Source organism: Neobacillus cucumis (assembly GCF_002860255.1).
GTDB classification, from domain to species: domain Bacteria; phylum Bacillota; class Bacilli; order Bacillales; family Cytobacillaceae; genus Neobacillus; species Neobacillus cucumis_A.
Map to the genome: position 1 here is coordinate 1 of NZ_PGVE01000109.1, position 17,930 is coordinate 17,930.

At 39.3% G+C, this 17,930-nt stretch carries 15 protein-coding genes and 15 tRNA genes; 27 read left to right on the forward strand and 3 right to left on the reverse strand.

Annotated features, from left to right (window positions below):
* Positions 1-27: 27 nt before the first annotated feature.
* The 22 genes from CVD27_RS27425 (at position 28) to CVD27_RS27530 (ending at position 11,000) form a co-directional block, all read left to right on the forward strand.
* Positions 28-103, forward strand: a tRNA-Val gene (locus CVD27_RS27425).
* Between the two features lie 36 nt (positions 104-139).
* Positions 140-215, forward strand: a tRNA-Thr gene (locus CVD27_RS27430).
* 46 nt (positions 216-261) lie between these two features.
* Positions 262-346, forward strand: a tRNA-Leu gene (locus tag CVD27_RS27435).
* 36 nt (positions 347-382) lie between these two features.
* Positions 383-457: transfer RNA gene (locus CVD27_RS27440), tRNA-Gly, on the forward strand.
* Between the two features lie 4 nt (positions 458-461).
* Positions 462-550: transfer RNA gene (locus tag CVD27_RS27445), tRNA-Leu, on the forward strand.
* Between the two features lie 8 nt (positions 551-558).
* A tRNA-Pro gene (locus CVD27_RS27450) sits at positions 559-635 on the forward strand.
* Between the two features lie 17 nt (positions 636-652).
* Positions 653-728 (forward strand) — tRNA-Ala (locus tag CVD27_RS27455).
* A gap of 15 nt (positions 729-743) precedes the next feature.
* Positions 744-820: transfer RNA gene (locus CVD27_RS27460), tRNA-Met, on the forward strand.
* Between the two features lie 25 nt (positions 821-845).
* Positions 846-938 (forward strand) — tRNA-Ser (locus tag CVD27_RS27465).
* Between the two features lie 19 nt (positions 939-957).
* A tRNA-Asp gene (locus CVD27_RS27470) sits at positions 958-1,034 on the forward strand.
* Between the two features lie 27 nt (positions 1,035-1,061).
* Positions 1,062-1,146 (forward strand) — tRNA-Tyr (locus CVD27_RS27475).
* Positions 1,147-1,153: 7 nt separating this feature from the next.
* Positions 1,154-1,227, forward strand: a tRNA-Trp gene (locus tag CVD27_RS27480).
* An 18-nt stretch (positions 1,228-1,245) separates the two neighbouring features.
* A tRNA-Leu gene (locus CVD27_RS27485) sits at positions 1,246-1,327 on the forward strand.
* Between the two features lie 133 nt (positions 1,328-1,460).
* Entirely contained in the window at positions 1,461-2,228 is a 768-nt protein-coding gene (locus CVD27_RS27490; RefSeq protein WP_101652458.1) for an NUDIX domain-containing protein, read from the forward strand.
* Between the two features lie 80 nt (positions 2,229-2,308).
* Positions 2,309-2,382, forward strand: a tRNA-Gly gene (locus CVD27_RS27495).
* 5 nt (positions 2,383-2,387) lie between these two features.
* Positions 2,388-2,461: transfer RNA gene (locus tag CVD27_RS27500), tRNA-Ile, on the forward strand.
* Between the two features lie 105 nt (positions 2,462-2,566).
* Entirely contained in the window at positions 2,567-3,376 is an 810-nt protein-coding gene (locus CVD27_RS27505; RefSeq protein WP_101652460.1) for an Fpg/Nei family DNA glycosylase, read from the forward strand.
* Positions 3,377-3,589: 213 nt separating this feature from the next.
* Complete coding sequence (locus CVD27_RS27510; RefSeq protein WP_101652520.1) at positions 3,590-4,231, forward strand: helix-turn-helix transcriptional regulator; 642 nt, start codon at positions 3,590-3,592, stop codon at positions 4,229-4,231.
* On the forward strand, positions 4,215-5,063 hold the full coding sequence (locus CVD27_RS27515; RefSeq protein ID WP_374703112.1) for a pyruvate, water dikinase regulatory protein: 849 nt from the start codon (positions 4,215-4,217) through the stop codon (positions 5,061-5,063). The genes CVD27_RS27510 and CVD27_RS27515 overlap by 17 nt, the downstream gene beginning before the upstream one ends.
* A 3-nt stretch (positions 5,064-5,066) precedes the next feature.
* A complete protein-coding gene (gene ppdK / locus CVD27_RS27520) occupies positions 5,067-7,736 on the forward strand; it encodes a pyruvate, phosphate dikinase (protein ID WP_101652464.1) in 2,670 nt (889 codons plus the stop codon).
* A gap of 113 nt (positions 7,737-7,849) precedes the next feature.
* The gene (locus CVD27_RS27525; RefSeq protein WP_101652466.1) at positions 7,850-8,041 is read left to right on the forward strand and encodes a YbxH family protein; all 192 of its coding nucleotides are present in this window, start codon (positions 7,850-7,852) and stop codon (positions 8,039-8,041) included.
* A gap of 382 nt (positions 8,042-8,423) precedes the next feature.
* A complete protein-coding gene (locus CVD27_RS27530; RefSeq protein WP_101652468.1) occupies positions 8,424-11,000 on the forward strand; it encodes a helicase-related protein in 2,577 nt (858 codons plus the stop codon).
* Positions 11,001-11,072: 72 nt separating this feature from the next.
* Here the strand turns inward: CVD27_RS27530 and CVD27_RS28450 are convergent, their stop codons facing one another.
* Positions 11,073-11,234, reverse strand: coding sequence for a hypothetical protein (locus tag CVD27_RS28450; RefSeq protein WP_180960475.1), 162 nt, complete (start codon positions 11,232-11,234; stop codon positions 11,073-11,075).
* Between the two features lie 58 nt (positions 11,235-11,292).
* On the opposite strand from CVD27_RS28450, the gene dacB reads away from it, so the two are divergent.
* The 3 genes from dacB (at position 11,293) to CVD27_RS27545 (ending at position 14,414) form a co-directional block, all read left to right on the forward strand.
* Entirely contained in the window at positions 11,293-12,681 is a 1,389-nt protein-coding gene (dacB, locus tag CVD27_RS27535) for a D-alanyl-D-alanine carboxypeptidase/D-alanyl-D-alanine endopeptidase (protein WP_101652470.1), read from the forward strand.
* 81 nt (positions 12,682-12,762) lie between these two features.
* The gene (locus tag CVD27_RS27540) at positions 12,763-13,602 is read left to right on the forward strand and encodes a deoxyribonuclease IV (protein ID WP_101652472.1); all 840 of its coding nucleotides are present in this window, start codon (positions 12,763-12,765) and stop codon (positions 13,600-13,602) included.
* Between the two features lie 89 nt (positions 13,603-13,691).
* Positions 13,692-14,414 (forward strand): CBS domain-containing protein, encoded by a 723-nt coding sequence (locus CVD27_RS27545; RefSeq protein WP_101652474.1) that lies wholly within the window; start codon positions 13,692-13,694, stop codon positions 14,412-14,414.
* 123 nt (positions 14,415-14,537) lie between these two features.
* On the opposite strand, the gene CVD27_RS27550 is transcribed toward CVD27_RS27545, so the two are convergent.
* Positions 14,538-15,251, reverse strand: coding sequence for a hypothetical protein (locus CVD27_RS27550; protein ID WP_101652476.1), 714 nt, complete (start codon positions 15,249-15,251; stop codon positions 14,538-14,540).
* 418 nt (positions 15,252-15,669) lie between these two features.
* On the opposite strand from CVD27_RS27550, the gene CVD27_RS27555 reads away from it, so the two are divergent.
* Positions 15,670-16,392 carry a DsbA family oxidoreductase gene (locus CVD27_RS27555; RefSeq protein ID WP_101652523.1) on the forward strand — a complete coding sequence of 241 codons (723 nt, stop codon included), beginning with the start codon at positions 15,670-15,672 and terminating at the stop codon, positions 16,390-16,392.
* Between the two features lie 76 nt (positions 16,393-16,468).
* Here CVD27_RS27555 and CVD27_RS27560 read toward each other — a convergent pair whose 3' ends face one another.
* Positions 16,469-16,756, reverse strand: a complete 288-nt coding sequence (locus CVD27_RS27560; RefSeq protein ID WP_101652478.1) for a hypothetical protein — start codon at positions 16,754-16,756, stop codon at positions 16,469-16,471.
* 315 nt (positions 16,757-17,071) lie between these two features.
* On the opposite strand from CVD27_RS27560, the gene CVD27_RS27565 reads away from it, so the two are divergent.
* Positions 17,072-17,929, forward strand: a complete 858-nt coding sequence (locus CVD27_RS27565; RefSeq protein WP_101652480.1) for an ABC transporter permease subunit — start codon at positions 17,072-17,074, stop codon at positions 17,927-17,929.
* Position 17,930: the final 1 nt, after the last annotated feature.

A 17,930-nucleotide genomic window follows, 5' to 3' on the forward strand; every position in this document is an offset into this window, starting at 1 on the left:
AGAGTAGGACGTTGCCAGGCTATTTATGGAGGATTAGCTCAGCTGGGAGAGCATCTGCCTTACAAGCAGAGGGTCGGCGGTTCGATCCCGTCATCCTCCACCATGTTTTTTTCACGAAAGTGAAAATAATCGTCATTATGCCGGGGTAGCTCAATTGGTAGAGCAACTGACTTGTAATCAGTAGGTTGGGGGTTCAAGTCCTCTCGCCGGCACCATTTACAATTATATTATATCTAGTTTGCTATTATTTTATTTTCATATGCGGGTGTGGCGGAATTGGCAGACGCACCAGACTTAGGATCTGGCGCCGCAAGGCGTGGGGGTTCGACTCCCTTCACCCGCACCAAAGTTTTTTGCGATAGTAAAATAACTTATCAGATTTGCGGAAGTAGTTCAGTGGTAGAACACCACCTTGCCAAGGTGGGGGTCGCGGGTTCGAATCCCGTCTTCCGCTCCAAATTGCCGGGGTGGCGGAACTGGCAGACGCACAGGACTTAAAATCCTGCGGTAGGTGACTACCGTACCGGTTCGATTCCGGTCCTCGGCACCAAAAAAATTCGGGAAGTAGCTCAGCTTGGTAGAGCACTTGGTTTGGGACCAAGGGGTCGCAGGTTCGAATCCTGTCTTCCCGACCATCTATACAAAATTATCTGGGGTCTTAGCTCAGCTGGGAGAGCGCCTGCTTTGCACGCAGGAGGTCAGGGGTTCGATCCCCCTAGACTCCACCACTTTTAATATATAATGGCGGTGTAGCTCAGCTGGCTAGAGCGTACGGTTCATACCCGTAAGGTCGGGGGTTCGATCCCCTCCGCCGCTACCATAAATTTATTTCAGCCTATTTAAACGGAGGAATACCCAAGTCCGGCTGAAGGGATCGGTCTTGAAAACCGACAGGCGGGTTAAACCGCGCGGGGGTTCGAATCCCTCTTCCTCCGCCAGTATTACTTTTTATTTTTTGGTCTGGTAGTTCAGTTGGTTAGAATGCCTGCCTGTCACGCAGGAGGTCGCGGGTTCGAGTCCCGTCCAGACCGCCATCTTAAATATTTAAACTTTCTTTACATGGAGGGGTAGCGAAGTGGCTAAACGCGGCGGACTGTAAATCCGCTCCCTCAGGGTTCGGCGGTTCGAATCCGTCCCCCTCCACCATTTATACAGGGGTATAGTTTAAAGGTAGAACGAAGGTCTCCAAAACCTTTGGTGTGGGTTCAATTCCTACTACCCCTGCCATAAAATATTTTTCTTTTTGCCGATGTGGCGGAATTGGCAGACGCGCACGACTCAAAATCGTGTTCCGCAAGGAGTGTCGGTTCGACCCCGACCATCGGTATAAATTAAAGGTCCATGCTTATGAGAAATCAAAGCATGGGCCTTTTTTGTTTTATTCGTATATATAGCTAATAGCACTTATTTGTTGGTAAGACGTAAAATATATTAACTTTGCAAATGAAGAGAGGATGACCATGTTTTATATCCGAGAAATATATCGAGTTCTTCCTGAAAAGGTTGATGGTTTCAATAGACTTTTTCAGGAATACATTTTCCCAAATCAAGTGAAAAACGGAGCAAAATTAATAGGACGTTGGGTAACAGAGTTCCAGAATGAGATCATATCGATTTGGGAATACCCTAACTATGAAGAATATATAAAAATTGAGGAGAGAGTATTAAAAGATAAGTTGCACCAAGCAGCACAAACACAACTTCAGAAAGTCGGACCACTATTTTCAGAGAAGCGCATAGACTTTTTAACCTCCACAGGGGTATATAGTTCCCCTAAACAAACAGTGACGGTGAGTGGGTTTATAACAAATGAAAAGAATGAAACATTACTAGTTAGAACCTTCTGGAGAGAAGATACATGGGAACTTCCTGGAGGTGGTGTGGATGATGGTGAAACCTTAGATAGGGCGCTTTGTAGAGAAATTCAAGAAGAAACAGGAATGGTAGTCAAGTTACATGGTGTGACGGGGGTATACTCTAATGGAAGTACAATTTCAATTGTATTTCTCGGCAAATGTACTGGAGGCCAGTTAAAAACTTCACATGAAACAAAAGAAGTCTGTTTCGTTAAACTCAATTCCTTAAATGTTTTACAATATATAAAAAGACAGAAGTTCATTCCAAGAGTATTAGATGCGATGGAGGGAAATTGCATTCCCTATGAAGCTTTTAAAGTACGGCCATATAAACTTTTAGAGAGGTTAAATGGTCATATTAATTTGGAGTAGTTATATATTCTGTATTATTTACTAGACAGAAAAAAGTAAGTATGCTACCATATATATTGTTGTTGAAACAAATACTCTTTGCGGGTGTAGTTTACTGGTAAAACCTCAGCCTTCCAAGCTGATGTAGTGGGTTCGATTCCCATCACCCGCTCCAATTTTGGGCCTATAGCTCAGCTGGTTAGAGCGCACGCCTGATAAGCGTGAGGTCGATGGTTCGAGTCCATTTAGGCCCACTCATAGATATTATTAACCGAACAGTCCCCTGTTCGGTTTTTTTTCATTTTCTGTAAAGTAATTGGGAAAGATACATAGAAAATGAAAAAGGGAGGAGTTTAAGAATGCCTGAGCTCCCGGAAATGGAAAACTATAAAAACCTTTTAAAAGAAAAGATTGGTAGTCAAGTCATAACGGATGTTCAAATAAATCGTGAGAAATCCATTAACATCAATTCTGACCTCTTTAAAAGTACTGTTCAGTACCAGAAAATAGTCGATATCAAAAAGAGAGGCAAACATCTTCTTTTCCAGCTGCAAAATGAGCAAAACCTTTTATTACATTTAATGCTGGGTGGATGGATGTTTTTTGGTACGGAGGCGGAAAAACCTAATCGGACGATACAGGTCCGACTATCTTTTGGCCAGGAGCATCTTTATTTCATCGGTCTCCGGCTGGGATATTTGCATCTTTATAATTTGAACCAAACAGTGGAAAAACTGTCAGACCTTGGCCCAGAGCCAATAAATTCGGACTTTACTGTAAATGAATTTTTAAAACGGATAGGCACTAAACATGGACGACTAAAAACGACACTCCTTGATCAAGCATTTATTTCCGGCATTGGGAATTGCTACTCAGCAGAGATCTGCTTTCATGCTGGAATATTACCAAGCAAAGATATTGATGACATAGATGACGAGAACCGACGCAAACTCTATAATTCCATGCAATATATACTTCAAGATGGCATTAAATATGGCGGATATATGGATAATCCCCTTTTCAAGGGTGACACCCTAACAGGGGGTTTTAATGATCGGTGCCAGGTGTATGACCGTGAAGGTCAGGCATGTAATCGGTGTGGGGCAACCATTGTGATTGAAACGATTTCCTCTAGAAAAACGTATTATTGTCCTAATTGCCAGAAATAATCCGTTAGAAAACGAAAAAAGGCACAAACGAATCCAATTAGGAATCGTTTGTGCCTTTTTTGTGTTAATTTCTCAATTAGAATAACATGTTAATTTTTTATCAAATAATTGTTCCGTTTTATTTTCAAATGTAATATACTATATACAAATAAGTATAACACATTTAAAATGATTACAAATATTATACCATATTAATAGGAGAAAGGGGTGGTTATAATAAAACTTTCAAAACGGCAGGATGAAATCTTGGAAATTGTGAAACAAAATGGGCCAATTACAGGAAAAGAAATTGCGGAAAAGCTCTCGTTATCCAGAGCGGCCTTAAGGCCAGACCTTGCCATCTTAACCATGTCAGGGAATATCGATGCAAGACCGCGTGTGGGATATTTTTATAATGATAAATTTAAGGCGAAGCGCAATCCTGAAACAATACTTTATCAAACTGTCAATAATTATAAAGCACACCCTATTGTTGTGGGGAAATCCACGTCTGTTTACGATGCGATTGTCCAATTATTTTTAGAGGATGTTGGAACACTATATGCCGTTGATTCTGTAGGGAATTTAGCAGGAGTCATATCTAGAAAGGATTTGCTCCGAGCATCATTAGGTAATCAAAATCTCACAGAGTTACCAGTTAGCGTCATTATGACGAGAATGCCAAATATTATTACGATTAGTCCGGAAGAATCTTTATTTGAGGCAGCGAAAAAAATGATCCAAAATCACATCGATTCCCTTCCGGTTGTGAGGGAAGCAGATGGACAAGAGAATACATATTTGCTAGTGGGACGAATTACGAAGACAACGATTACACGCGCATATTTAGAAATTATGGATGAAAAATCAGACTAAGGGAGTGGCTGTCATTTTGGGACAAAAAGAAGTGGTCTATGTGGTTTCTGACTCTGTTGGGGAAACAGCGGGGTTTGTTGTGAAGGCTGTAGCAACACAATTTAATGGAGGGCAAGTTGATATTCGACGTAATTCTTATGTGGAAGATTTTGAGGATATTGAAGATGTGCTGCTATTAGCCGTTAAGGATCAATCGATTATCGCCTATACGATTGTCATTCCAACTTTAAAGGAATATCTGGACCGACGTGCCCAGGAGGAGGGCATCATCGCGGTTGACTTATTAAGTCCATTAATGAAGGCATTTGAAGCAAAGTTTAATAAAGAGCCACACCACCGCCCAGGACTAATGAGAAAACTTGATGAGGAATACTTTCGAAAAATTGAAGCGATTGAATTTGCGGTAAAGTACGATGATGGCCGGGACCCAAGAGGAATAACAAAGGCTGATATTGTCCTAATCGGTGTTTCACGTACATCCAAAACACCGCTATCGATGTATTTGGCGCATCAACGGTTTAAGGTTGCCAATGTTCCGTTGGTTCCTGAAGTGCAGCCACCTGAGGAGTTATTTCAAATACCTAGAAAGAATTGTATCGGGCTTATTATTTCACCTGATAAATTAAACGAAATCCGTAAAGAGCGGCTAAGAGCTTTAGGATTAGCCTCACGTGCAAACTATGCTAGCTTTGAAAGAATTTTAAAAGAATTAGATCATGCAGAAAAAATAATGAAGCGGGTAGGATGCCCTATTATTGATGTTTCTAATAAAGCAGTAGAGGAAACAGCAGGCTTAATTCTGGATGTGCTAAAAAAAGAGAGGAGCTTATAAGAGATGAAGAAATTTGTTTATTTATTTCACGAGGGAAATGGAAATATGCGTGATTTACTTGGGGGAAAAGGGGCAAATCTAGCAGAAATGACTAGAATTGGACTCCCGGTTCCATATGGTTTTACGATAACGACGCAAGCCTGTAATGCATACTATGAAACTAGTAAAAATATTCCACCAATAGTTGAAAAACAAACACTAGAAGCCCTTTATCACTTAGAAGAAAAAATGGGAAAAAAACTGGGTGACCCAAAAAATCCTTTATTAGTCTCGGTTCGATCTGGGTCTGTTTTTTCCATGCCTGGGATGATGGATACGATTTTAAACCTGGGAATGAACGACGAAACAGTAATTGGACTAGCTAAATTAACAAATAATCCCCGGTTTGCTTATGATTCTTACCGCCGTTTTATTCAAATGTTTAGTAATGTAGTTTTAGAAATTGATACTTTTTACTTCGAGCAATACTTAGAAGAAACAAGGGAAGAGAAAGGTTATTCATCTGATCCCGAATTGACAGCAGAAGATTGGCAAGAAGTGATTAATGGATATAAGAAGATTGTTAAAAAGCATACAAGAAAGGAATTTCCACAGGATCCAAAACAACAGCTTTTCCTTGCTATTACCGCCGTCTTTAATTCTTGGAACAATCAGCGTGCGATCGTGTACCGCCGCCTGAATAAAATTCCAGACCACCTTGGGACAGCAGTTAATATTCAAAGTATGGTGTTTGGAAATATGGGGAATGATTCAGGGACTGGTGTAGCCTTTACACGAAATCCTTCAACAGGCGAGCATGTTTTATACGGTGAATACTTAATCAACGCCCAAGGTGAAGATGTTGTTGCAGGTATACGGACACCACAGCCAATTGCAACCTTAAAAGACGAAATGCCAGGGGTTTATAAGCAATTTACTGATACATGTAAAATTCTTGAGCAGCATTATCAAGAAATGCAGGATATTGAATTTACTGTGGAACGCGGTAAGCTTTTCATTCTGCAAACTCGAAATGGGAAACGAACAGCGCAAGCAGCCATTCGAATTGCAGTTGAAATGGTTCAAGAAGGGATCATTGATAAAAAGACAGCCTTGTTGCGCGTGGATCCTGACCAATTAAATCAACTGCTCCACAGCAGGATTGATGATAAATTTGATAAGAAAATTTTAGCCAAAGGTTTACCGGCATCACCTGGGGCAGCGACAGGTCAGGTTGTTTTCGATGCAGATGAAGCAGAGAGCTTAGGAAATGATGGTAAAAAAGTGATTCTTGTGAGACCGGAAACAACGCCAGACGATATTCATGGTATCGTTGCTTCACAGGCAATTTTAACAAGCCGTGGAGGAATGACCAGCCATGCCGCCGTTGTTGCACGCGGGATGGGGAAGGCATGTATCTGTGGATGTGAAGCGCTTAAAATCGATGTAAGAGCAAAGCAATTTACCGTTGGAGAAATTGTCGTGAATTATGGTGATATCATCACCATTGATGGTTCCACTGGAGAAATAATGCTTGGTGAAATTCCAATGATTGCCCCGGAACTTTCCGATGAATTTCAACTTCTGTTAGCTTGGGCTGATCAAGAGAGGAAAATAGGGGTTCGTGCCAATGCAGATAATCCAGAAGATGCCAAGAAATCCTTTGAATTCGGTGCTGGCGGGATAGGTTTATGTCGTACCGAGCATATGTTTATGGATCAAAAGCGCATTCCCATTGTCCAAAAAATGATTCTTGCAGATAATTATAGTGAAAGAATGGAAGCTCTCAATCAGCTGTTACCAATGCAACAAGGTGATTTTGAAGGAATATTTGAAGCCATGCAAGGCTTCCCAGTAACGATTCGATTACTGGACCCGCCTCTGCATGAATTTTTACCAGATAAAGAAGAATTGTTAGTAGAAGTGACAAGGCTTCAAATGACAGATCCACAATCAGCTGAATTAAAGAAGAAAGAAAAATTGCTAAAAAAAGTCCGACATCTAGATGAATTTAACCCGATGCTTGGACACCGAGGCTGCCGACTTGGTATGATTCATCCTGAAATTTACGAAATGCAGGCCAAAGCCATCTTCTATGCAGCTGCCAGACTAGCTGAAAAAGGGGTGGAAGTACAGCCAGAAATTATGATTCCATTAGTCGGTCATGTTAATGAGTTAAAGCAAATGAGGCAATTAGTGATTGATGCAGCGGTTCTTGTTCAGGAAGAAACAGGTAAAAGTTACAACTATACAATCGGTACTATGATTGAAATTCCTCGTGCTGCTTTAACAGCAGATCAAATTGCAGAGGAGGCAGACTTCTTCTCATTCGGAACGAATGATTTAACCCAAACCACTTTCGGTTATAGCCGAGATGACGCGGAAGGAAAATTCCTTCAAGCTTATATCGAAAATAAAGTACTCCCTGAAAATCCGTTTGCAGTACTAGATCAAGAGGGCGTTGGGAAATTGGTGGAAACAGGAGTAAAACTAGGCCGTTTAACAAAACCATCCTTAAAAACGGGGATTTGTGGTGAACATGGCGGGGAGAAAAGTTCGATTGACTTCTGTTACCGAACAGGTTTAGATTATGTCAGCTGTTCTCCATACCGTGTACCGCTTGCCCGTCTGGCAGCCGCACAGGCAACTATTCGTCATGAATTAAACAAAGAAGAAATCTATACAACAGCTTAAATATAAAAATAAGAGGATGTGTGCTAAAAGCACCATCCTCTTATTTTCTAATGGAAGGATGGTATCAAAACTTTGAGTGAATACTAAAAAAAATTTTAAAAAAGGGGATTACTATGGGGGCAATTGAACGCGGCGGATACAGATTTGTACCTGAATTTAGTGTTATTCAACAAAATGGAGCGATTCATGTGTATAATAGAGAGAACTTTATTGAGGAAATTAAATTTCAGTTTTCCGGAAAATTTCCTGAAATAGATAAAATTGAGGAATTAGTTGACGAGTATTGTAATCAACACAATATTTAAAGAACGCTTGTTCGATTTTTTATTTAATGCTATAATGAACATGCAATAGAATAGTTTTCTCAAGGGTGGACGGCACATCTCCCAAGGAAAGGGGGTGATGCTTTTGACAGTTTTTCAGGCATTGATGTTTAGCTTATCATTTGCTAGTCTCATTGTCACGGTTCTGTCTTTCCACAAAAAAAAATAATCCACCCTTGAGCCGGCAAGCAGAAGCGGTGGATTAGTGCCCGTAATGCCGATCCCAAAAAAGGGAAACAGCTATTGCATGACCGAGCCATTTTTTTCGCCTTGCTCGGTCTTTTTTACTATACGATTATCTATACTCACATTATACATAACTTTAAGGAAAAAAGAAAATCAAATTTATCATGGAGGGAAGATGATGAATAGATTAACTGCTATTTACCCTCAAGCCATCGAACAGACAAAAGTAAAAGTATTTGAAGATATTGATCGATACCTAGAAACAAAAGAATCACTGCCATCTTTTGAAGAGTATCTAGCTGACCGTGGTCATTATAGTGAGCAGATATGGATAAATGTCTGGTTGAACAAAGTAACAAACGATGTACCTAAGAACGAAAAGAAACAATTTTTAAGTGAACAAGGGTATGAAGTTCAAGGTATTGATCGTAAGCTGCTTAATAAACTTTTCAGAGATGAAATGCGAACCTATTTGCCATTCGATGCAATGGAATGGATTCGAGAACAATTCGAAGGTAAGAAAGATATATGGACGCAACGGTATCATGAGGCTAAGGAGAATTTCGTAAAACGGGAAGAACAGAATAAACTGGAAGCTCAAAAGCGGTTAATCCAAATAGAAATAGAGGATACTGCCGTTGGGATACTGGAAGAACAATATGAAATCTTCTATTTATACGTTCGAAATTTTGTCGCCAAACAGCTGGATGCCGACATAAAAAATAACATAAAATTTCAATCCGTTGATACCTTTGCTCTTGAGGAAAAATTAGTCGGCCAGGGAGCATTTAATCCATCTGCCTATACAACAGTGGCTAGCTTTTTTGAGGAATTGACAGGTGATATCCATAAAACCCTCCACTGGGGAAGGAACTTTTATGAATATCAAACCTATTTCTTTGTCTATGAAAGTCTAATTTCCGATTACTTATCTGAGCTTATCCCCAAAAAAGTACTGGAACAACTCCCAAATGAATTAAAGAAAGATTTTTATGGAACCTTTCATGAAGAATTATCAGTATCCTTTGTGAAAGGGAGTATCACACAGCCTTTATATGATGTAGAGAGTTATTTTATTGAAGATATACAACAAGAATACCTTACAGATTTAATTAAATTAGCGGAGATTCCTTTTGATGTGGATGAACATAGGAAGATCTTTGAAAAAGATTTTCAGGAACGTGATATAAAGAAAAAAGCAGAAGAGGAAGAACTGCAGCGGAAAAAAGAAGCAGAAGAACGGATGATGAGGGATATCTTTGGTGAAGAATACGACCCTTCCTTACGAAGGAATGTTCGGTATGTTTTGCATATTGGCGAAACCAATACGGGCAAAACCCATCATGCACTTGAAAAAATGAAGGAGGCTGCTACTGGTATATATTTAGCACCGCTTCGTCTTCTAGCGCTTGAAGTTTATGATAAATTAAATGCTGAAGGAATCCCTTGTTCATTGAAAACAGGAGAAGAAGAAAAAATCGTATCTAATGCCCAGCATATTTCTTGTACCGTCGAGATGTTTCATGAAAAAGAATCCTATGAGGTCGTGGTTATTGACGAAGCGCAAATGTTAACAGATAAAGACCGCGGGTTCTCTTGGTATAAAGCTATAACGAAGGCTAACGCAAGGGAAGTTCATATTATTGGCAGCCGAAATTCAAAAACCATGGTACTGCAGTTACTGGGTGATTCTGATATTGAAATTCATGAATATAGCCGTGACACACCACTCGAGGTAGAAAAGAAAGAATTCAACATCAAGCATGTTAAAAAAGGGGATGCCTTGATCTGTTTTTCGAGGAGACGTGTACTCGAAACTGCCTCAAGGCTCCAAAATGATGGACATTCTGTCAGTATGATATACGGGAGCATGCCTCCAGAAACGAGGAAAAAACAGATTGAGCAATTTAATAGTGGCAAGACCAAGGTAATAGTGGCAACAGATGCCATCGGTATGGGTTTAAACCTGCCGATCCGCCGGATTGTTTTTCTTGAAAATGACAAGTTTGATGGAACAAGAAGACGATTGTTAACATCCCAGGAAGTGAAACAAATTGCTGGTCGTGCGGGTCGAAAAGGCATTTATGATATCGGTAGAGTTGCTTTCACGAGTGATATTAAAAAGATGCGAATGCTGCTGGAGCAGGAGGATAAACCTGTTCATACCTTTGCCATTGCTCCAACCAACTCGGTCTTTGAACGCTTCCAACGCTATTTTCATGACTTGGGGACCTTTTTTGAACTTTGGGATAAATTTGAAAGTCCTAAGGGGACAAAAAAGGCATCTTTGTCAGAAGAAAAGTCGCTTTACCAACTGATTGCTGGAACTGAGGTGGAAGCACGCCTTTCATTAATGGACCTTTATGGATTTTTACACCTGCCTTTTTCAAAAAATGAACCGATGTTAACCAGACAGTGGGAAGATACGATGTACGCCCTCATCCACGGACAGGAGCTGCCGGAACCGACTGTAAAGGACCGCAGCCTAGAGGATTTGGAACTTAGCTATAAAGCCATTGGGCTTCACCTTTTATTCTTATATCGGTTAGAAGAGCGAACAGAAGCTATCTATTGGGAACGACTACGCGAAGAGGTAAGTGACCGGGTTCAAGACCGTTTGAAAACCGATATTAGAAAATTTGTTAAAAAATGCAAATCTTGTGGAAAGAAACTGCCTTGGGATCATGCTTTTCCGACCTGTGATGCCTGTCATGCAGCAAAGTATAAGAGATATCGATATGGTGATGATTTTTAATAATGATTTTGTTTAGAAAGGCCTAACTTGGGCCTTTTTTATCGTAGTGACGACAGTGGAACACCTCCTGAATCAGGTATTCAATAAATAGACATTAAATAAAAGTAGTGATATTGATGGACCCGCATTCTTTTCGATTTCAGCTTTTTTGTCATAAACTGTAAAGAATGGGACAAACTCATAAGAAAAAGGGAAGGCTGGAACCGGATTGATTAAATTTAGTAAAGCTTTCATTCTTATATTATTTACAGTGGCTTGCGCCTTTTCTCTACCATATTTACCTGTGGAGGCAATGAGCGGGTCAGAGAGTATGACTCCGCAGCTCAATCAAATAGTTATAAGGGAACCGGCATTACAAGGAGCGATCGCCGGAATAAGTGTCAGGTCTGCTGTAGATGGTGCAATTCTTTATAATTATCAGGGGGATGTCCGTTTACGTCCCGCCTCTAACATGAAACTGTTGACTGCTGCAGCGGCACTCAATGTCTTAGGAGAAGATTATACATTTAAAACGGAAGTACATACAAATGCATCAGAGATAAAGAAAACGATTCAAGGGAACCTTTTTTTAAAAGGAAATGGGGACCCGACCTTACTTAAAGCCGATTTCGATACCATGGCAATGGCCATTGAAAGACTCGGAATTAAGCGGATAAAAGGAGATTTGATAGCAGACGATTCCCGTTATGATCATGTGCGGTATTCACTAGATATGCCGTGGAGTGATGAAACCGCCTACTACGGTGCACAAATTTCTGCGCTGACAATGTCTCCTACCAAGGAATATGATTCAGGTTCCATTAAAATTACGGTGAAGCCAGGAACAAAAATTGGTGAGAAGGTGGGTGTTTCTGTCACCCCAAAAACTAATTATGTAAGTATCATAAACCACGCCCGGACGGTTGCTGAGGATGGCAAAAAAACCATTAAAATTGTACGGAAACACTCAAAAAATATTGTCACGATTAATGGGACTCTTCCTCTTAAGGCTAAAGAAACAAAGGAATGGATAGGTGTATGGGAGCCCGCTCGATATGCAGCCACCCTCTTTAGACAAGAATTAGAAAAACATGGGATTAAAGTATCAGGGAAGGTTAAAACCGGTATTGTGCCTGCAAAGTCTAAAATATTAACGATACATCAGTCAATGCCTTTATCAGATATACTTGTACCCTTTATGAAGCTCAGTAATAATGTTCATGCCGAAATGTTAGTTAAAGAAATGGGCAAGGTTAAAAAAGGGGAGGGCAGCTGGGATAAGGGATTAGAGGTCTTGAAGACAGAAGTAGCAAGGTTAGGTGTAAATCCTGAGACGATGGTCATAAGGGATGGTTCCGGCATCTCACATGTTGATTGCATTCCTGCCAATCAACTTTCTCAGCTATTATTTTTAGTCCAGAAGGAAAAATGGTTCCCGGTGTATTTAAATGCTCTTCCTGTTGCAGGAAATCCGGAAAAAATGGTTGGCGGTTCGTTAAGGAAACGTTTAAAGGGTCCGAGCACCGCTGGAAAAGTAAAAGCGAAGACAGGGACACTTTCAACGGTTACTTCGTTATCAGGATATGTCACAACGAAAAGTGGGCAAAAATTGATCTTTTCTATTCTGTTGAATAATATGCTGGATGAAACAGAAGGGAAAAGAATTGAGGATCAGCTCGTGACTGTCCTAGCTAATCAGTGAATTTAACTGGAGGGTATCGTATAGTAATGAATGATTTAGAAAAAATAAAAATTATTGTGTGGATGGGATGGGAAGGAATCAATGATTTTCGGAACTCATGTTAGTATTCGAAAAGGATATTTAGGTGCAGCAAAACAGGCGGTTGCAAATCAAGCATCCGCTTTTCAATATTTTCCGAAAAACCCTAGAAGCCTTTCCATTAAGGATTTCGATCAAGAGGATGCCAATAACTGTAAGGAGTTTAGCCTTGAACATCAGATCTATTCTGTCGCTCATACACCGTATTCTACTAGCATCACTCCTTCTAAAGATAAGCAAGACTTAACCATTGCTTCTATTCTGAATGATTTAGAAATTGCTGATGCCTGTGGCTCTATTGGCGTGGTTGTTCATTATGGCAATCAAATTAGTAAAACAGACCCGCTAGCCAGTTATCATCTCATGTTAGAGGTACTTAATAGTGTACTTATTCAATGGAATGGGGATTGCCTGATACTTCTAGAAAATAATGCGGGGACGAAAGGTGCGCTTGGTATTACAATTGAAGAACTTGTTCAAATTCGTCATTTATGTGATTTTCCTGAAAAGATTGGTTTTTGCCTCGACACTTGCCATGCATATGCAAGTGGTCTTTGGAATGGCGAAAACACGGACGAGTTATTTGAAAAAGGAGACAGTCTGGGGTATTGGCCACAATTAAAGGTCATTCATTTAAATAATTCAAAGTATCCAACTGGTTCTAAAAAGGATCGCCATGCCAATATCTTTAACAGCCATAATGGATATATTTTGGAGGATCACTTGAAAGCTTTTGTAAAGTCACCAATGTTGTCTGGAATCCCATTGATACTTGAGACACCCGATGATGAAGGGATTAGTCACAAAGAAGAAATCGTGATGCTCAAGCAAAAATGGGAATAAGAGTTTCTTGAAAATTTAGCATATTGAATTTACTATAAAAATAATGGGTATATAAAATAAATCAGCTTTATTATACGGGAGAATGGATTATGAACAAAAAGCAGGGACCATTACTTTCGGAGCGTTTTGAAGTAGCTTTTAACCAGGTTCATGACGCCCTTAAGGATATTGTTCAAATAAATGATGAGAGATTCGTAGTTTTAGTGAAAGCCGGGGCTAAAAAATATCAAATGATTGATACGTTTAAAAAAGATTTAGAACAATATGCAAGACTTAGGAATGCCATTGTCCACGAGAAAATGGAGGTGGGGTTTTATATAGCGGAACCCAATGCTAAAGTGGTTCATCATATTGAAAAAATCGCCCATGTATTGAGCCGCCCAAATTACGCCCTAAGTATAGCTTCAAGAAAAGTCATTTACTTTGATCATCAGGACAGCATCTTAAAAGTCATCGAGGCGATTAAGGAGTACAATTACTCTAAGTTCCCAATTTATCGAAATAGAAAATGTATTGGCCTTTTGACTGCGGGTGAAATCATGAGATGGATGGCACAAATCATGGAGAACGGAACGGTGAATTTCTCCAATATCCGCATTGCTGACATCATGGATTCTGAAAAAGAACAACTGATTGAGGTTGTAGCGAAAGATATAAATATTTTTGAGATAGAAAATATTTTTGAAAAGGCCCATAAAAAGAAACGAAAAATCGAGGGTGTGATTATCACTGAAAATGGGAAAATGAATGAGGTTCCATTAGGGATAATCACAGCTTGGGATCTTATAGAAATTGATTATACAGTTGAGTAGAGAAACAAGGAGAGAATGGAAGATGTTTTTTAGATTCTATAAATAAAACGCATGGAAAATTCCATGCGTTTCGTTCTTATTTTTAAAGCTGCTTCCTTTTTGTTTGTTATAAGGAGCCTTTTTTTAAAAATCAAACTCGCTTAATTGGTCCATGTGGCTGGCAATCATGGCGATTATAGTGGATGCTTCTTCCTTACTAAAAATAAAGTGAGATTCGTCCTTGATTAGTTCATCATCAGTGGTCCAAATCCGGTTTACCCTGCGCAGTACACCATCACCAGTCTCCTGAACAACCCCAAACTGGTAGGTGACTTCCACTTCGTCCTCGTGTTTAAAAGCCGTTACTTCAGGTGTAGACCATTCCACATCAATTTCCTCAAAAATATCATCTTCATTGATTTGTTCTGCTTCATAATATTCTTCCTCTAAGTCGTCTTTATAGGTTTCGCAGTCTTCTTCGTCCAATCCTTCTGATTGCAAGTATACACCATCCTCGGCGTAGTGAGCTTCTCCATTGATATAATCATGAAGGCTTGTGTGTACTTCATCGATAATCTCCTCGATATCTGAAAGGATGATTTTCGCCGTGTGTCCACTGTCAACATCGAAGCTATCAACGTAAAACTCCTCGTTTTGAGGATCAAAGAAAAGTGTGCAGAAAAAATCTCGGTCTAGTTCTTCTGTGTCAACATCTTCAGTTTCAACAAAGAACTCAATTCGTGGATGTTTGGCAGCTCTTTCAATGGTCATCTGACCAACTTGATCATATTCTTCACAAATAGACTCTAGGTGATCTTGCAACTCAGCACAAACTCTGTCAAACCATTCTAACGACATCAAACATCCCATCCTCTCAAGGTTATCGAGGTTATTATTTCCAGAATTCAACTATTTATGATTAATTTATCAGCAAAAAACTCACCTTGTTGGTGAATTTTTCTGTGTCAAGCGAACAGAAGAAGAGAAGGGGGGAGATCAATTGAAGATATGGATTACCTAATTGAACAGGGATAAGATTAAAGTATAAATCTAAAATAATAAAACCAATGATTCCTTTAAATATGTATTTAATTGTGCTGCACACCCATTATTAATATATAGAGAGACTAGTTCATTTTACCTTTTTTATAGGTGAAAACAACCAATTTTGATTAAATTGAAAAGTTTATCTTGTATAAGACGATGAGCACATTGAATGGGTTTTTCAATTCTTTATGATACTATGTACGAAACCAAAGAAAATAGAGGTGTCAATATGAAAATTGAAGTTTGGTCGGACTATGTTTGTCCATTTTGCTATATAGGAAAACGCCGTTTAGAACTGGCGTTAGAACAATTTCCACATAAAGATCAGGTTGAGGTTGAACTTAAAGCCTTTGAACTTGACCCAAATTCGCTTCCATTTAATGGGGAAAGTATTCATGAAGTACTTGCCAAAAAGTATGGAATGAGTGTTGATCAGGCGAAACAAGCCAATCAAAATGTAGGACTGCAGGCAGAGACCGTTGGCTTAACATACAATTTTGATGGAATGAAGCCTACGAATACATTTGATGCTCACCGCTTAGCTAAGTTTGCTAAGACTAAAGGTAAAGCAGCCACCGTCTCTGAAAAGCTATTACAAGCATATTTCATGGAGGGAAAACATATAGGGAATCATGACACATTAGCGGGCATTGCGGAAGAATCGGGCTTGAACCGTCAAGAAGCGTTAAATGTTCTTCAAGACAATACCGCTTTTGCTAATGAAGTCCGGTCTGACGAGGCTATTGCACAGCAATATCAGATTGGCGGGGTACCTTATTTTGTTATTAATTCAAAATATGCTATCTCCGGAGCACAGCCTCTTGAGACATTTATTGGTGCCTTACAAAAGGTTTGGGAGGAAGAAGCACCTAAACCGATGTTTCAGGATCTGTCAACTGAGCAGGACGTAAGCTGTGCAGATGGTAGCTGTGTTATCCCTGAAAAGGAATAAGGTAGATTAAAGTCAATAGATAAAAATGGGAAAGGCTCATTAGATCCTTTCCCCATTTTTATTAGTTATACCTCATTTACTTGCGTCTTGGCCTCATCCGAAATTCCCACATGTTTCCATCAGCCCAACAGATTTTGGTTTGGGTATTACCCTGAATAGAATTCTGCCATCTAGATTTGCTGCAGTCTATTGAATGTTCGCCAGATTGATTATTCTGATCACTTGATGGTGATTCTTCTGAGTGATTATGCCTTGGCGGCATTTCACTTGAAGACGAAGATGACTCATCCCGATGAATAGGGGTTCCAAACATAAAATCACCAAAGGCGCCTCGTCTTACATTTTCTCCTGCTAATTCACTCATTTTGTTGCACCTCCTTACAAGCTAGAAAAGAAAGTACCCAATTCAAAAGATAAAAAATGTTTGTCTGCCTACTTCACTCTTCTCATTTCAATTTACGTACCAAAGATTGTCCATGTTTGGGACAAAAGCCTAAAACATGAAAAAAAGGTGACATTAGTGTAAATGGTGCCTGACACCATTACTACTATTCTCACAGTTATTAGTTTAAGTTTTTCTTGAAAATGGGGTAATTAGTTGAAACTTATTGGTAATGGATAGCGTCTAATGAATTGCCTCTTTTTGGTAATATAGGTTAATTATAGGGAGGTTGATGGGGTGAGGGGTATAAAATTTATTAAAAGAATGTTGCTATTAATCCTGCAATGTGCGGTTGGTGTGGAAGTTCTTGCCCTCATTGCTGTTTTTCCAGTTTTATTTGAGAATTTATCCTTCAATCTAAGTGAATACCTGAGGGCAATTTATGAGTTAAATGTTAGAATTATAACTTTTGATCATTTTTTAACAGCAGATGGACAGAGTTCGCTGTTTCCCGTTATTTTTTATAAATACTTTGATTCCATGAAAATGCTTGGATTAGGAGTCCTAGCAGCGAGTGTAATCGCATTTTTAGTTGCTTATCTATCATTAATACTTTTCAATAATAAAATTAAGTATATTAAAAATTTTATTGAAGTCGCAGAATCGATTCCTGATTTGATGCTGATTTTATTACTTCAATTTATGGTCATTATGGTTTATAAAAAAACAGGTATTAAACTGGCGCAGGTCGTGACCATCAGAGATGAGGCTATTCTTCTTCCAGTGATTAGTCTGAGTGTTCCGATTAGTCTTTACATAACAAAAGTACTGATTCACTATATTGAGGAGGAATTGGAGAAACCCTATGTCATTTTAGCGAGGGCAAAGGGATTTACATTTACGTATATCTTAAATGTACATGTACTAAGAAACATTGCCGAAGGCATGTTCGGCACTTCGAAAACGATATTCTGGTCGATGCTTTCCACACTATTAGTAATCGATTACCTATTTAACATGAACGGTTTACTGAGGATCATGTTAACTGGCAGGGATCCGTTTATGGTGGGATGTCTCCTTATTTTTGTCCCATTTTTCTTTCTGTTTAGGGTATATGAATGGGTAAGCTTTGAGGGTAGAAAGGATACTCAATAAA

Excerpts from the sequence above, each read along its gene's own strand:
- CVD27_RS27490 (WP_101652458.1), top strand. The coding sequence starts at position 1,461 with ATGTTTTATATCCGAGAAATATATCGAGTTCTTCCTGAAAAGGTTGAT.
- CVD27_RS27505 (WP_101652460.1), top strand. The coding sequence starts at position 2,567 with ATGCCTGAGCTCCCGGAAATGGAAAACTATAAAAACCTTTTAAAAGAA.
- CVD27_RS27515 (WP_374703112.1), top strand. The coding sequence starts at position 4,215 with ATGAAAAATCAGACTAAGGGAGTGGCTGTCATTTTGGGACAAAAAGAA.
- ppdK (WP_101652464.1), top strand. The coding sequence starts at position 5,067 with ATGAAGAAATTTGTTTATTTATTTCACGAGGGAAATGGAAATATGCGT.
- CVD27_RS27525 (WP_101652466.1), top strand. The coding sequence starts at position 7,850 with ATGGGGGCAATTGAACGCGGCGGATACAGATTTGTACCTGAATTTAGT.
- CVD27_RS27530 (WP_101652468.1), top strand. The coding sequence starts at position 8,424 with ATGAATAGATTAACTGCTATTTACCCTCAAGCCATCGAACAGACAAAA.
- CVD27_RS28450 (WP_180960475.1), bottom strand. The coding sequence starts at position 11,234 with ATGAAAGCTTTACTAAATTTAATCAATCCGGTTCCAGCCTTCCCTTTT.
- dacB (WP_101652470.1), top strand. The coding sequence starts at position 11,293 with ATGAGCGGGTCAGAGAGTATGACTCCGCAGCTCAATCAAATAGTTATA.
- CVD27_RS27540 (WP_101652472.1), top strand. The coding sequence starts at position 12,763 with ATGATTTTCGGAACTCATGTTAGTATTCGAAAAGGATATTTAGGTGCA.
- CVD27_RS27545 (WP_101652474.1), top strand. The coding sequence starts at position 13,692 with ATGAACAAAAAGCAGGGACCATTACTTTCGGAGCGTTTTGAAGTAGCT.
- CVD27_RS27550 (WP_101652476.1), bottom strand. The coding sequence starts at position 15,251 with ATGTCGTTAGAATGGTTTGACAGAGTTTGTGCTGAGTTGCAAGATCAC.
- CVD27_RS27555 (WP_101652523.1), top strand. The coding sequence starts at position 15,670 with ATGAAAATTGAAGTTTGGTCGGACTATGTTTGTCCATTTTGCTATATA.
- CVD27_RS27560 (WP_101652478.1), bottom strand. The coding sequence starts at position 16,756 with ATGAGTGAATTAGCAGGAGAAAATGTAAGACGAGGCGCCTTTGGTGAT.